Annotated in this window: 11 protein-coding genes; 6 read left to right on the forward strand and 5 right to left on the reverse strand. The window is 54.6% G+C overall.

All coding sequences use genetic code 11. The features are described from left to right. Positions 1–107: 107 nt before the first annotated feature. Both PYL13_RS15845 and PYL13_RS15850 read right to left on the reverse strand, forming a co-directional pair. Positions 108–1691, reverse strand: coding sequence for a DHA2 family efflux MFS transporter permease subunit (locus PYL13_RS15845; protein ID WP_275641947.1), 1584 nt, complete (start codon positions 1689–1691; stop codon positions 108–110). 18 nt (positions 1692–1709) lie between these two features. Beyond that, on the reverse strand, positions 1710–2906 hold the full coding sequence (locus tag PYL13_RS15850; protein WP_259142494.1) for an HlyD family secretion protein: 1197 nt from the start codon (positions 2904–2906) through the stop codon (positions 1710–1712). Between the two features lie 164 nt (positions 2907–3070). Here PYL13_RS15850 and PYL13_RS15855 point away from each other — a divergent pair, with 164 nt between their 5' ends. The 5 genes from PYL13_RS15855 (at position 3071) to lysS (ending at position 9904) form a co-directional block, all read left to right on the forward strand. Next, positions 3071–3724 carry a TetR/AcrR family transcriptional regulator gene (locus PYL13_RS15855; RefSeq protein WP_259144703.1) on the forward strand — a complete coding sequence of 218 codons (654 nt, stop codon included), beginning with the start codon at positions 3071–3073 and terminating at the stop codon, positions 3722–3724. 167 nt (positions 3725–3891) lie between these two features. After that, complete coding sequence (locus tag PYL13_RS15860) at positions 3892–4644, forward strand: TerC family protein (RefSeq protein WP_250982275.1); 753 nt, start codon at positions 3892–3894, stop codon at positions 4642–4644. Between the two features lie 147 nt (positions 4645–4791). Then, the gene (locus tag PYL13_RS15865; RefSeq protein ID WP_250982276.1) at positions 4792–6564 is read left to right on the forward strand and encodes an SLC13 family permease; all 1773 of its coding nucleotides are present in this window, start codon (positions 4792–4794) and stop codon (positions 6562–6564) included. Positions 6565–6743: 179 nt separating this feature from the next. Then, a complete protein-coding gene (gene gltX / locus PYL13_RS15870) occupies positions 6744–8201 on the forward strand; it encodes a glutamate--tRNA ligase (protein WP_275641948.1) in 1458 nt (485 codons plus the stop codon). A gap of 206 nt (positions 8202–8407) precedes the next feature. Then, positions 8408–9904, forward strand: coding sequence for a lysine--tRNA ligase (gene lysS, locus PYL13_RS15875; RefSeq protein ID WP_192488022.1), 1497 nt, complete (start codon positions 8408–8410; stop codon positions 9902–9904). 191 nt (positions 9905–10095) lie between these two features. On the opposite strand, the gene PYL13_RS15880 is transcribed toward lysS, so the two are convergent. Together PYL13_RS15880 and PYL13_RS15885 are read right to left on the reverse strand one after the other, a co-directional pair. Further along, a complete protein-coding gene (locus PYL13_RS15880; protein WP_259142466.1) occupies positions 10096–11007 on the reverse strand; it encodes a hypothetical protein in 912 nt (303 codons plus the stop codon). Positions 11008–11342: 335 nt separating this feature from the next. Continuing rightward, positions 11343–12074, reverse strand: a complete 732-nt coding sequence (locus PYL13_RS15885) for an SDR family oxidoreductase (RefSeq protein WP_275641949.1) — start codon at positions 12072–12074, stop codon at positions 11343–11345. 176 nt (positions 12075–12250) lie between these two features. Between PYL13_RS15885 and PYL13_RS15890 the strand changes: the two genes are divergently transcribed. Continuing rightward, positions 12251–13030 carry an IclR family transcriptional regulator gene (locus tag PYL13_RS15890; RefSeq protein WP_275641950.1) on the forward strand — a complete coding sequence of 260 codons (780 nt, stop codon included), beginning with the start codon at positions 12251–12253 and terminating at the stop codon, positions 13028–13030. A 118-nt stretch (positions 13031–13148) separates the two neighbouring features. Here the strand turns inward: PYL13_RS15890 and tal are convergent, their stop codons facing one another. After that, entirely contained in the window at positions 13149–14105 is a 957-nt protein-coding gene (gene tal / locus PYL13_RS15895; protein ID WP_192488019.1) for a transaldolase, read from the reverse strand. Positions 14106–14247: the final 142 nt, after the last annotated feature.

Here is a 14247-nt window from a genome sequence, read left to right on the forward strand (position 1 = left end):
TTTGAGGTACGTAAATCAAAAAATAGCGGACGGCAGCTATCATCTTTAAACGTAAAATGAAAAAGGCCGCCATTTCTGGCGGCCTCGGCGGTGGATAGGGAAAATCGTTAGTGGCCGCTGCCTGCAGGCGGTGCAGCAGATGGCTTGCGTATCAGCAACGTCAGCGTCACCAGGAAGCAGAACAGCACTGTCAAGGCCATGAACACATCGGCAAATGACAGCAGCCATGCCTGTTGCGTTACCATGCCCGCCAGCTTCTTGAAGGCGACTGAAGCGCCATCCAGACCATAGCTGTCATAGTTCGCACCTACACTGCTCAACCAATCCAACGCTTCCGGATTTTTGAAGTTCACATGCTCCGACAGACGCGCATAATGTTCATCCGTGCGCTGTGTCAGCATGGTGTTGATTATGGCCAGACCAACCGCACCACCAAGGTTACGGGTGAGGTTGAACAGGCCCGACGCGTTCTTGATACGCTGCGGCGGCAACGTACCGAGAGCAATGTTGTTGATCGGCACCATGCACATCATCAGCGAGCAACCGCGCAGGATCTGCGGAACAAGCAGTTCGTAGAAATCCCAGTCCGAGGTAATGCCGGTCATCATATAGGTGCCGGTGGCAAAACCAAGGAAGCCAATACCCATCATCACACGCGGATCGAGCTTGTTGGACAACATGCCGGCAACCGGTGCAGTAAAGAACATCGCAAGACCGGACACGAACATCGTTTCACCGATCATCAGCGAGTCGTAACCACGGATGCGTCCGAGATAGAGCGGGTAGAGGTAGGTCAGACCGTAAAGGCCAACCCCCATCACGAATGAGAACAGTGAACCAATCGAGAAGTTTCGGTCGGTGAATGCCCGCAAATCCACGATCGGGAATTCGACCTTGAACGCTCTCCAGAAAAACACCACCGCACCGATGGTCATGGCAATCGAACCGACAACGATATGTTCATCGTTGAACCAGTCCTTGTTGTTGCCTTCCTCGAGCACATATTCCAGCGAACCGAGGAACACGCCCATAGCCAGCAGACCCCACCAGTCAAACTTCTTCCAAAGTGACTTTTCGGGCTTGTCGAAGTCGATCAGGCTCCAGGTCAGCAAGGTGACGATGATACCCGGCACAACGTTGACGAGGAACAACCAGTGCCAGGACATGGCGTGGCTGAGATAACCACCCACCGTCGGACCGATGGTCGGCGCAAGTGTTGCCACCAGACCAATGATCGGAGACACGATGCTACGCTTGGACGGCGGAAAAATGGTGAAAGCTGCCGCAAACACCGAAGGGATCATGCCACCGCCGATAAAGCCCTGAATGGCGCGGTACACGATCATCTGGTCGATGTTGGTGGCCGTGGCGCACAATGCGCTCGACAGGGTAAAACCTGCTGCACACATGCTGAACAGCACCCGCGTTGACAGGATACGCGCCAGCGTGCCCGACAGCGGGATCATGATAACTTCAGCGATCAGGTAAGACGTCTGCACCCAGGCGATTTCATCCGAGCCGGCACCAAGGCCGGCCTGGATTTCCGCGAGAGAGGCAGACACAATCTGGATGTCCAGAATGGACATGAACATGCCCACGACCATGGCAAAGAAGGCAATGAGCCGCTTTTTATCCATGGGGGGATCGGACGCGGCAACTGCATTGCCGCCTCGGATGACCGCTTCCGTCATGATGCGAGCCTTTCGCGCTTACTTCTGCGCTACCGCATTGTTGTCAGGTGCAGTGCGTGTATCCACGTCCACGACAACACTCAAACCGGCACGAAGATTATGCTTTGCAAGATCTTCGGCAGAGAAAGCGATACGAACAGGCACGCGCTGGATAACCTTGGTGAAGTTACCGGTGGCATTTTCAGGTGGCAGCATGGAAAACACCGAGCCGGAAGCAGGCGAGATCGACTGGACCGTGCCGATAATATCCTGCTTACCAAGCGCATCCACATGGATACGCACCTTGGAACCCGGCTCGACCTTGGCGATCTGCGTTTCCTTGAAGTTCGCATCAATGTAGAGGTCGTTCATAGGCACCAGGGCTGCAAGCCGCTTGCCGCTTGAGACGAGATCACCCACCTGAACAGCCACATTGCCGATGACACCATCATACGGCGCCTTCAACACTGTAAAGCTAAGGTCACGTTGAGCCTTGTCCTTGGCCAGAACCAGCGAACGGATGGTGCTTTCAGCTTCGTTTCTCTGCGCTGCGAGCAGAGATATATTGGCTTTGGCGGATTCGATGCTGGCCGCACCGGCAACAGCATTTGCGGCAGCCTGATCAAGCGCGACCTGTGCATTATCTGCAGAGGCAACCGTACCAACATCCTTGGCTTGCAACTCGTTGGCGCGCTTCTGGTTGATTTCCGCGCCGCGCAGGGCTGCGTCAAGCGCACCCTTCTGTGCTTCGGCCTGCTGCAGAGCAGCCTTGGCACCTGCAAGCTGTGCATCGATACGCGACAACGACAGCTCCTGGGTACGAACCTGCGCTTCGGCTTGTTCAAGCGCGATTCGATAATCGCCATCATCCAGAGTGACGAGCGGATCACCAGCCTTGACTTCCTGATTGTCGACGACATGGACCTTGTTCACGTAACCGGAAACCTTAGGCGAAATGATCGCAATGTCACCTTCGATATAGGCATCATCGGTTGAGATGAGGAAACGGCCATCGGTCCACCACTGGTAACCATACCAGCCGGCACCGGCCAGCACGGCAATTGCCAACACAGGCAAAATAGGCGAGCGACGCTTTGCCTTCTTCTGCTGTGGCGCATCCTGTGGCGGCGCAGGTGTCTGAGATGTGGTTTCTACCGCATCATCTTTACGCGCCGTTTCATCTGCGCCCTCATTTGTATTGACCGCGCGTACCGCGCCTGTGTTCTGGGCAGACATGTGCTCACCACCATGTAGGATATAATTTTATTGAACTGAACCGTTCGGTTCGATTGACATAAAGCTTTTCATGACACATATCAAGAGGGCATCGAACCAAACAGTTCGATTTGACGGGAATCAAAATTTCAAACAGGGATAAGAGTGTGAGCACGCAAGAAGACATGGAGACATCTGGAACGCCGGTCACCACCGGGCGTTTCGCGGCGGGAGAAGATCCTGCAAAGCGCGAACAGATCCTCGATGGCGCCTGGATTGTTTTCCGCAAACTTGGCTTTGATGCTGCCAGCATGAACGATATTACCCGCGAAGCAGGCGTTTCCAAGGGTACGATCTATGTTTACTTCGCAAATAAGGAAGATCTTTTTGCGGCCCTGATCGACCGGCACCGTACCCGTTTTGCCGAAGCCATGCGTGATGTGCTGGCGGGGGAACAAGCGGTTGAAGAAGGACTCAAGAAGTTCGGCTTCACCTTTTCCCGACAGATGACCTGCTCTGAAGTCATACCTGCTATGCGTTCTGTGATTGGCGTTATTGACCGCATGCCAGGCCTCGCGAAGCGTTTTTTCGCCAGTTCACCAGTCAACATCAAAAGCGTGCTACAGGATTTCATCGAACATCATGTGAAGCTTGGAAACTTGCAGGTCGACGATATCGAATTGGCCGCCCGGCAATATATCGAACTGTCGTCAGGTCCGTTTTTCAAACTTCGCCTGTTTGGTGAAATTAATGGTGACGTGCCGCAGCAGGAACTGGACCGGGTGGTCAACAGCGCCGTGCGCGTATTCATGGCCGCTTACGGAACCAAAATCAGTTGAGCGCATTAGGCAAAATCTGCGCAGGCGTAATTTCGCGTTAAACGCGAAAATTGCGAATAATCAGGCATATCGTTGAAATAAATGCGCTTGTTTCTCGCGTTTTATAACGTACATGATTGCGTCGTATATTTGCCAGTGCTGCACAATTGAAAGGACAACACCCCCCGATGGAGACCATTCTCCCTCTCTTGAGCGACCCCACTGCCTGGGTGGCATTGATTACCCTGATCGTCATGGAGGTCGTGCTCGGCATTGACAACCTGATATTCATCTCGATCCTGACCAACAAGCTGCCACCGGAGCAGCGTGAAAAAGCCCGCAAGATCGGTATTGGCCTCGCACTTGTCATGCGCCTCGGCCTGCTTGGCACTGTAGCCTGGATCGTACAGCTTACCAACCCGGTTTTCGATGTTTTCGGTCACCCCTTCTCCTGGAAAGACATTATCCTGATCGTCGGCGGTCTGTTCCTGCTGTGGAAGGCGACCAAGGAAATTCACCACAATGTTGACCCTATCGACCACAAGGAAGACATGGTTGGCGGAACGGTCACCAACACGTTCTCATCTGCAATCATTCAGATTCTGCTGCTTGACCTCGTATTTTCGGTCGACAGCATTATCACGGCCGTTGGCATGACGCCGCATCTGCCGATCATGATCGTTGCTGTTGTGTTTGCTGTGACTGTGATGCTGGTAGCCGCGACGCCGCTGGCTAACTTCATTGAGCGCAACCCGACAATCGTCATGCTGGCTCTCGCCTTCCTGCTCATGATCGGCACCACGCTGATTGCCGAAGGTATGGGCATGCATGTGCCGAAGGGCTACGTCTATGCAGCTATGGCTTTCTCTGCCCTGGTCGAACTTCTCAACATGATGGCGCGTAACGCCCGTGCCCGTAAACGACAGGCCGCCAAGCATTAACCGCTGAATCGAATATTGAAAGACCCGCCTGACAAGGGCGGGTCTTTTGCATTTTGACGACGGAACGCGCTATGGTTTCATACGTTTAATACCGCATCTGATCGGCTGTTCTGGCCAATCACTCTCCTGCCGAAAGTGCATTCCTGAATGACAACAGACCAGATTTTAGCCTTCGCCGTTATCGCAGCAATGATGGCAGCTTTCATCTGGGACAAGTTGCGTTATGACGTGGTTGCCTGCTCCGCCCTATTAGGCGCTGTTGCGGTGGGTATCGTGCCCTTCGACAAGGCATTCTCCGGTTTCAGTGACGATATTGTCATCATCGTCGCCAGTGCACTGATCGTCAGCACGGCGGTGGCCCGTTCCGGCATTGTCGATACGCTGATCAAGAAATATTTCCCCGAAATGCGCTCGAAAGGGTTGCAGCTCGCTTTCCTGATGATTGTTGTGGCTGTCATGTCGGCCTTCATCAAGAATATCGGCGCATTGGCTATCATGATGCCAGTGGCTTTTCAGTTTGCCCGCAAGTCCGGCACCCCCGTGTCCTTCTATCTGATGCCGATGGCCTTTGCTGCCTTGCTCGGTGGATTGATGACGCAGATCGGCACCTCGCCCAACATCGTGGTCTCCAGACTGCGTGAGGAAATGACCGGTCAAAGTTTCTCGATGTTCGACTTCACGCCTGTCGGTCTTGGCCTGACAGTCATCGGCATCGTATTTTTGACATTTGGCTACCGGCTGCTGCCAGTGCGCACCAAGCCGGACGCCTCCGTCGAAGACATTATGGAAAAATCCGCCTACACAGCCGAGGCCTCCATAACAGCAGATTCACCGATTAAAGACAAAAGCCTCAATGAACTGCTGAAACAGGGCGATGGTGCGGTCATTGCGACAACCATTCTCAGAGGCCACCGCAGGATTTCTCCCTTCCCCGATGTTGTGCTTAAGGTTGGCGATACACTGCTGCTGGAAGGCAATGCCACTGATCTGGACAGGGTTGTCTCCAGTGCAAAGCTCACACTGTCAGGCAAGCCATTGACCGGCAGTGGCCAGAAGGAAAGCGATGTCATGGCCATGGAGGCGGTGATCGACAACACCTCGATCCTCAAAGGCCTTTCGGCGAAAGAATTGGCACTGTCCTACACACGCGGCGTCAATCTGATTGCCGTCAGTCGTCGCGGACATCGCCTGAACCAGCGTCTGAGTGACCTGTCATTGATGGCCGGTGACGTGATCGTTTTGCAAGGCAACAGCAAAAACATCTCACAGGTTTTGAAGGAATTCGACCTTCTGCCGCTCGCGCAACGTGAAATCCTGCTCGGCACCCGCAGACGCGCGATTTTGCCACTTCTGGTACTTGCAGCTGCCATGGCAGCTGCGGCCACCGGCATAGCACCGGTCGCCGTTGCCTTCTTTGCCGCCGCCTTCGCGATGATCGCTATTGGCGCTATCCCGTTGTCCGACATCTACAAATCAGTAGATGGCCCAATTCTTGTGATGCTGGCGGCACTTATCCCGGTCAGCGATACACTGCGCACGACAGGTGCGAGCGACCTTATTGCGACCTGGTTGGGCGAAACGGCCAAAGGCATGCCACCCTTCATGGCTCTTGGTCTTATTCTGCTGGCTGCGATGGCTGTCACGCCATTCCTCAACAATGCCGCAACGGTACTTGTCATGGGCCCGATCGCGGCAGGATTTGCCACCACACTTGGCTTCAAGCCGGAGGCATTTCTGATGGCTGTCGCGATTGGCGCCGGCTGTGATTTCCTCACCCCCATCGGCCACCAGTGCAACACTCTTGTCATGGGACCGGGCGGCTACAGGTTCAGCGACTATCCACGGCTTGGTCTGCCGCTATCATTCCTGATCATCATCACCAGCATTCCAATGCTGCTTTACGTCTGGCCGGCATCCTGATTTGACCTAATTTTCTTGACGCATGGGGCTGAATGTGGCCTAAGGCCATTCCAATGGAAAATTGCGGAATTGCGGGCATCCTAGATCCCCAAATCCCGTTTCCTCAATGCATGCTAAAACCAGTCGTCGCATACGGGAACTTCCCGTAACCCTTGCACGTCAATACGAGCGATCATCCAATGAGCACTTCCAACGTTCGCGTCCGTATCGCGCCCTCTCCTACCGGTGAGCCGCATGTCGGAACTGTCTACATCGCACTTTTCAACTATCTGTTCGCCAAGAAAACCGGCGGCGAGTTCATCCTGCGCATCGAAGATACCGATGCGACCCGCTCGACCCGCGAATATGAAGAAAAAGTGCTGGAAGCACTGAAATGGACCGGGCTGAAATGGTCTGAAGGTCCCGATGTCGGCGGTCCTTACGGCCCGTACCGCCAGTCCGAGCGCAAGGACATGTACCAGCCCTATGCTCAGGAACTTCTGGATAAAGGCCATGCCTTCCGTTGTTTCTGTACGCCTGACCGCCTGGAACAGATGCGTGAAGCCCAGCGCGCGGCTGGCAAGCCACCGAAATATGACGGCCTGTGTCTGCATTTAAAAGCTGAAGAAGTAACAGCCAAGCTGGCGGCCGGTGAGACATCGGTTGTTCGCATGAAGATCCCGACCGAGGGTTCCTGCGACTTCACCGACGGCGTGTACGGCGAAGTGTCGATCCCGTGGGATTCCGTTGACATGCAGGTCCTGATGAAGGCCGACGGCATGCCGACCTACCATATGGCCAATGTCATCGACGACCATCTGATGAAGATCACCCACGTTGCGCGTGGCGAGGAATGGCTGGCCTCAGTGCCTAAGCACATTCTGCTTTATCGTTATTTTGGATGGGACCAGCCGGTATTCATGCATCTTTCGCTGATGCGCAATGCCGATAAGTCCAAGCTCTCCAAGCGCAAGAACCCGACGTCGATTTCCTACTACTCGGCACTCGGTTACCTGCCAGAAGCCTTGATGAACTTCCTGGGTCTGTTCTTCGTGCAGATCGGTGAAGGCGAAGAGCTTCTGAACATGGACGAGCTTGCAGACAAGTTCGACCCGGATGCATTGTCCAAGGCTGGCGCGATCTTCGACGTGCAGAAGCTGGACTGGCTGAACGGCCGCTGGCTGCGCGAAAAGCTGAGCCAGGAAGAATTCCTTGCCCGCATTTTCGAATGGTCATCGGAAAACGGCCGTCTGACCGAAGGCCTCAAGCTGGCACAGAGCCGCATCTCCCGATTGAGCGAACTGCCGCAGCTGGCAGGCTTCTTGTTGTCTGGTGATGTTGGCCTGACACCAGCCTCCTTCGCAGGGCTGAAAAGCAAGCCGGAAGAAATTCATGAAATCCTGACCACCGTTGCTGCCGATCTGGAAAAAATGCCAGACTGGAACATTGAAAGCATCGAGGCAGAATTGCGTGACCTTGCTGAACGCACCGGCAAGAAACTGCGCGTGGTGACACCACCGCTGTTCGTTGCCATGTCCGGCACATCGCGTTCGCTGCCGCTGTTTGACAGCATGGCGCTGCTTGGCCGCTCCGTGGTACGCCAGCGTCTGAAGGTTGCCATTGCTGTTGTCGTTACCATGGTTGGCAGCGGAAGCTAAGGTTTGCCGGGGCGGATTATCATTCGCCCCTCATTCCTGAGTTTGTCACAGGAAACCAGCCACGGCGTATTTGCGCCGTGAATGCATAAAAGAGAATCTCCCGCGCCCAAAGACCTGTGCGCACTGGTATCCTGTGATGAACACAGGAATGAGGGAGAACCGGAAACTAATTGCCGCCGCGGCACCGCCGCAACAGGAATTGAACAATGAACGACAAGACAACCGAAACCGCTCTCTCCTCCGACGTCACGGAAGTGCGCCGCCAGAAACTGGCGCTGCTGCGCGAAAAGATCGGTGACGTCTACCCTGCGCATTTCCACCGCACGATGACCAATGCCGAGTTGGCGGAAAAATACGCCGATATCGAGCCGGACGTCGAAACCGGTGATACGGTCACCGTTGCTGGTCGTGTTTATTCCAACCGCAACTCCGGCATGTTCATGGACATCCATGACGCGTCCGGCAAGGTGCAGATCTTCAGCCACAAGGACACCACACCGGAAGCGGCCCGTGAGCTGCTGCCGTTGATCGACATGGGTGACATTATCGGCGTCACTGGCAAGGTTCGCCGCACCAAGCGTGGCGAGTTGACCATCAACGCTGAAGAAATCACCATGCTGACGAAGTCGCTGCTGCCGATGCCTGAAAAGTGGCACGGCGTTTCCGACGTCGAAGTGCGTTACCGCAAGCGTCATCTGGACATTCTCTCCAATGAAGAGTCCAAGCTGCGCTTCCAGCAGCGCTCCAGAATTATCTCCGGCATTCGCCGCTTCATGGAAGCGGAAGGTTTCCTCGAAGTGGAAACACCAATGCTGCAGACGGTTTATGGCGGCGCGACTGCCGATCCGTTCAAGACCTTCCACAACACGCTGAAGCAGGACATGTACCTGCGTATTGCGCCGGAACTGTTCCTTAAGCGCACGCTGGTATCCGGCCTTGCCGACAAGGTATTCGAGATCAACCGCAACTTCCGTAACGAAGGCGTTTCCACGCGGCATAATCCTGAATTCACCATGATGGAGTGCTACTGGGCCTATTCCGACTACGAAGACATTATGGGTCTGGTCGAGCGCATGTTCGAAACCCTCGCTGTCGCCATCCATGGCACGACAGAGTTGGAGTTCCAGGGCCAGACGATCTCCTTCAAGGGCCCGTTCAAGCGCGTTCCTATGCCTGATGCCGTCAAGGAAGCAACCGGTATCGACTTCCTGAACATCAAGACCGATGAAGAAGCCCGCGCCGCCGCCAAGGCTGCCGGTTTCGAAGTCGAGAAGGACTGGACATGGGGCGAGTGCCTGGCATTCATCTTCGAAGAGAAGGTTGAAGGCACATTGATTCAGCCAAGCCACGTCACGCACTTCCCGAAGGACATCTCGCCTTTCGCCAAGGAAGTTCCCGGCGAACCACGTCTGGTGGAACGCTTCGAAAGCTACTGCAACGCCTGGGAGGTGGGCAACGCTTTCTCCGAACTCAACGATCCCGAGGAACAGCGCCGCCGTATGGTCGAGCAGCTGGAACAGGCTCACGCTCGCGGCGAAAAAGACAAGCAGCTTGACGATGAATTCCTTGATGCAATCGATCAGGGCATGCCACCAGCAGGTGGTCTCGGCATCGGCGTTGACCGTCTTATCATGCTGCTGACAAATGCACCGTCGATCCGCGACGTCATTCTCTTCCCGGCCCGTCGCCAGAAGGCCGACTGACGCTGCGGCATGTTTCACAGGACCGTTTAGCGGTTTTTGGCAGAAACATCTGATCGTCAAATAACAACAACACGCTGCGTGATAACCACCATCTGCAGCGTGTTACACAGGCAGAACATCAACAAAGCCGGAGAGCGAAAACGCCTCCGGCTTTTTTGTTCTCATCGAACTTTTGAAAAATTACCGAGATATCAGTGAGATGGCTGCGAATGACCTTCAGAAGCCTCGGCGCCTGTGCCTTCAGCCGCTGGTGCATCTGCAACGGGTGCGTGCTCTTGCTCCGCAGCTTCCGCGGTGGCGGAGCCTTTCCCGAAAATCAGGGATTTCAGATAGCTGAGGCTGAAAATGCTACCGCTGTCATGCACGGGCGTCGACGTCAGCAACTGTTCATCATCTGGCACAGGGTGCGCCTCTGCCGACGGGTCACCATGGCCTGTTTCACCCTCGCCGCCGTGCCCTGCCGGCTCCGCGGCTTTTTCTGTTGGCGCACCATGGCCATCGCTTTTTCCATGCGCACCCTCGGCATTCTCCGACACGCCACCTTCACAGCCGGTATTATCGGACAACGAATGTACAACCTGCTCAATGTCTTCAAGCGGAAGGTCAATTCTCAAGCCGTAGAAGAAACCCTGTGCGTTCGGCACGCCATCATAATAGAAGCCGGAATATTGCTTGCCATCCGTACCTTCGGGTATTTTGGCCATATCAGGGATATAAACTGCCTGCGCTGCAATCGCACGACCACGCATCTCGGAGCGCAGCTGCGGACCATTGGCGTCCAGAACCGACACCTGCACAAGATCAGGGTGCTGTTTTTCGTGAATAGCCTTGGCTACACGCACGGCGGTTTTCAGCCTGTCCGTACCATCACCACCGGTTGTGCGGATAAACTGCCTTATCCAGAATGTACCGTTTTTCTTGATGGTCACAGTCTGGACGGCCTGACATTCCAGACCATTGACTGAACGATACGAAGGGCCAAGCAAACGTTCGGTACCCACGTAAACAGCAGCGAGACCAGCTGCTCCGCTGATAAGCAGAACACCGCAACTGATAAACACTACTTTACGGGAAAGCCGTATTCGGCTGAATACTGCTTTCACACTAGGCGCCCTGACATACCTACCCCGTCAATTACGCAATGCCCCAGCCCTAATGGGCCAACCAAAGACCATCCGGCATGGATCAAAAATCCACGTCCAGACTGGCTTTGATCCTGACGGTTTCTCCTTGACGAAGATTTAACCCGGAGTGTTATTCAGTGTTTTTAGTGAACCATTTTTGGACTCTGCCAAAAAATATTACTGCGCTTCATGTATAAAGCGTTGACAGGCGCAAACTGACAATAATCAAGCGCGTCCAGTAGCCGCACATCCGTGATACGGCATTCTCAAAATGAAGCAAAAAAGACCCGCCGCAGCGGGTCTTTGTTTCATAATCAGGCAGTCCAGCCGCCATCGATCACATGGATTTGGCCCGTGGTGAAACCGGCCTCTTCCGACGACAGATAGGTCACCAGAGCAGCAATTTCTTCGGGCTTTGCAATACGGCCCATGGGCTGACGCGCTATGAAGTCGCTCAATGCCTGCTCGTAGTTGCCGGTCTGCTTCAGACGTTCATGCAGGGACGGGCTGTCTACGGTGCCCGGGCAAATTGCATTACAACGAACGCCCTTGGTCACGAAATCAGCGGCAATCGCCTTTGTCAGACCTACAACAGCTGCCTTCGAGGCCGTGTAGGCAAAACGATTTGGAACGCCCTTAACGCTAGATGCCACCGACGACATGTTGACGATAGCACCCTTGCCCTTTTCCAGCATGCCTGGGAGGAATACGCGGCAAGTACGGTACATGGCCTTGGCATTCAGATCGAACGAGAAGTCCCAGTCCTTTTCCTCGCATTCGAGGATAGTGCCAGCATGCACGTAGCCTGCACAATTGAACAGCACGTCGATTGGGCCAACTTCTTCCGCAAATGCCTTTACAGCGTCGCCATCCAGAACGTTCAGAACGCGTTTTTCAACACCCTCCAGTGTGGCCAGTGCCTGCTCATTGATATCGGTTGCGATAACGCGCGCACCGAGGCTCGCAAAACGTTCAGCCGTTGCGCGGCCAATACCCTGAGCGGCTGCCGTCACAACAACGGTCTGCCCTGCAAAATTCTGGGACATATGGTAATCCTCCCTGCCAATCCAGTTTACCGCGCCAATGACTGGCCTTCACAATGAGGACATTCAGATGCGGATTGATAATTCATATGTAAACAGTGTATTTATAAGCCGTCAAGCGCAACAGATAGACAAGAAGATGTTTGGCATAGGCAAAATGAGGTTACTGGAGGGGTACCATGACGACCGAAGACAATAGTGATCGCTATCGTGCGCCCGCGCTCGACAAAGGGTTGGATATCCTCGAACTGCTGGCCCATACGGATGGCGGTCTGACCCAGGCCGAGATTGCCAAGTCGCTCGGCAAAAGCCCCAGCGAATTTTACCGCATGCTCGATCGTCTGGTACGGCGCGGGTACGTCTACCGTCAGGATGGCGACCGCTTTTTCCTCAGCCTGAAAATGTTCGGCCTTGCCCATTTTCACGCCCCTGTTCGCAGACTGGTATCGTTCGCGACGCCTGTCATGCGCGACTTTTCCAACAAGGCTCAGCAGGCCTGCCATCTGACTGTGCACGACAGAGGCGCTGTCACTGTTATTGCCCAGCAGGATTCATCGACCTATTGGGCGCTGTCCGTGCGGGTTGGCGCGCATATGAGCCTGTTCAATACCGGCTCCGGTCATATCCTGCTGGCTTTCCAGACCGAAACACAACGCGAGATGATGATTGCCGAGCAGTTGCGTTTCAACGAGGGCATGTCGACACCTGACAATCTCGGTGAAACATTAAGCCGCATCCGGCACGACGGCTATGACATCATGAAAAGCATGCAAACCGCCGTGGTCACGACACTGTCGGCACCGGTGCTGACACTGGATGGCACCGCCATCGCGGCTTTGACCTGCCCGTTCATTGAACCGCTCAGCGCCAGTGCGCCGACCCAGAAAGTATGTCTGACCCATATTGTAGAAGCAGCCGCCCGCATTTCGGAAATCGTTGCCGGCAGCCGCACGCAATAAGAAAATAGATTGCACCATAGCAAATAAAAAAACGCGACCGGCAGGGAGACGGTCGCGTTTGGCACTGGAGTATTCTTGGAAATTAAACGGGTAAACGTTTCAAAAGTTCCAACAAACCTCAGGCTGCAAGTTCTTTTTTGACCATCGAGCGCAGTGCAACGAGGTCCTTGGCAAACAGACGGATGCCTTCCGACAGCTTTTCAGTTGCCATTGCATCTTCGTTCAGCATCCAGCGGAATGCCTTTTCGTCCAGCGACTGCAGGGGCTCTGCCGTGACATTGTCAGGAGACAACTTGCGCTCAAGCGTACCCTGGTCCTTGTCGAGTTCTTCCAGCAGCGCCGGGCTGATGGTCAGACGATCGCAACCAGCAAGCGCTTCGATTTCGCCTGCATTGCGGAAAGAGGCACCCATGACGATGGTCGAGATGCCGTTGGACTTGTAGTAGTTGTAGATGCCACGCACCGAGACAACGCCCGGATCGGTTTCAGACGTGTAGTCCTGACCGGTGGACTTCTTGTGCCAATCAAGAATACGACCAACGAATGGCGAAATCAGGAATGCCTTGGCTTCCGCGCAAGCAATCGCCTGAGCCTTGGAGAACAGCAGGGTCAGGTTGCAATCGATGCCTTCCGACTGCAGAACCTGCGCAGCACGGATACCTTCCCATGTGGAAGCCAGCTTGATGAGAATACGGTCACGCTCAATACCGCGTTCCTTGTAGGCAGCAATGATGCCATGCGCCTTGGCAATAGAGGCTTCGGTATCGAAGGACAGGTCGGCATCCACTTCGGTGGAAACGCGGCCCGGAACGAGCTTGGCAAGTGCGGCACCAACCGAAATGGCAAGGCGATCTGCAACGGCAGCAACAACGGCATCCTGATCGCCGCCCTGTTTTTTACCCCAGCTGACAGCTTCTTTGACCGCATCTGCAAACGCAGGCGTTCCCAATGCTTTAAGAACGATGGTCGGGTTGGTTGTGCAATCGACTGGCTTGAGGCGTGCAACCGCATCAATGTCGCCGGTATCAGCAACCACGGTTGTAATGGAACGGAGTTGATCGAGCTTGGACGTCATCCGGGTGATCCTTATGGATTGACTATAAAAGTGCTTCAGCCGCCGTTTCGTTCCCCCAAGAAAGCCATGGGAGTGCGGCCGAAATTACGGTCCTGACCTGATTAAAAGTATCGCTTGGCAGATCGATAAAAGTCAAGACATT

This window comes from Agrobacterium sp. Azo12, from assembly GCF_029193765.2.
Classification (GTDB): domain Bacteria; phylum Pseudomonadota; class Alphaproteobacteria; order Rhizobiales; family Rhizobiaceae; genus Agrobacterium.

Coding starts and splice junctions, on each gene's coding strand:
- PYL13_RS15845 (WP_275641947.1), bottom strand. CDS start 1,691: ATGACGGAAGCGGTCATCCGAGGCGGCAATGCAGTTGCCGCGTCCGAT.
- PYL13_RS15850 (WP_259142494.1), bottom strand. CDS start 2,906: ATGTCTGCCCAGAACACAGGCGCGGTACGCGCGGTCAATACAAATGAG.
- PYL13_RS15855 (WP_259144703.1), top strand. CDS start 3,071: ATGGAGACATCTGGAACGCCGGTCACCACCGGGCGTTTCGCGGCGGGA.
- PYL13_RS15860 (WP_250982275.1), top strand. CDS start 3,892: ATGGAGACCATTCTCCCTCTCTTGAGCGACCCCACTGCCTGGGTGGCA.
- PYL13_RS15865 (WP_250982276.1), top strand. CDS start 4,792: ATGACAACAGACCAGATTTTAGCCTTCGCCGTTATCGCAGCAATGATG.
- gltX (WP_275641948.1), top strand. CDS start 6,744: ATGAGCACTTCCAACGTTCGCGTCCGTATCGCGCCCTCTCCTACCGGT.
- lysS (WP_192488022.1), top strand. CDS start 8,408: ATGAACGACAAGACAACCGAAACCGCTCTCTCCTCCGACGTCACGGAA.
- PYL13_RS15885 (WP_275641949.1), bottom strand. CDS start 12,074: ATGTCCCAGAATTTTGCAGGGCAGACCGTTGTTGTGACGGCAGCCGCT.
- PYL13_RS15890 (WP_275641950.1), top strand. CDS start 12,251: ATGACGACCGAAGACAATAGTGATCGCTATCGTGCGCCCGCGCTCGAC.
- tal (WP_192488019.1), bottom strand. CDS start 14,105: ATGACGTCCAAGCTCGATCAACTCCGTTCCATTACAACCGTGGTTGCT.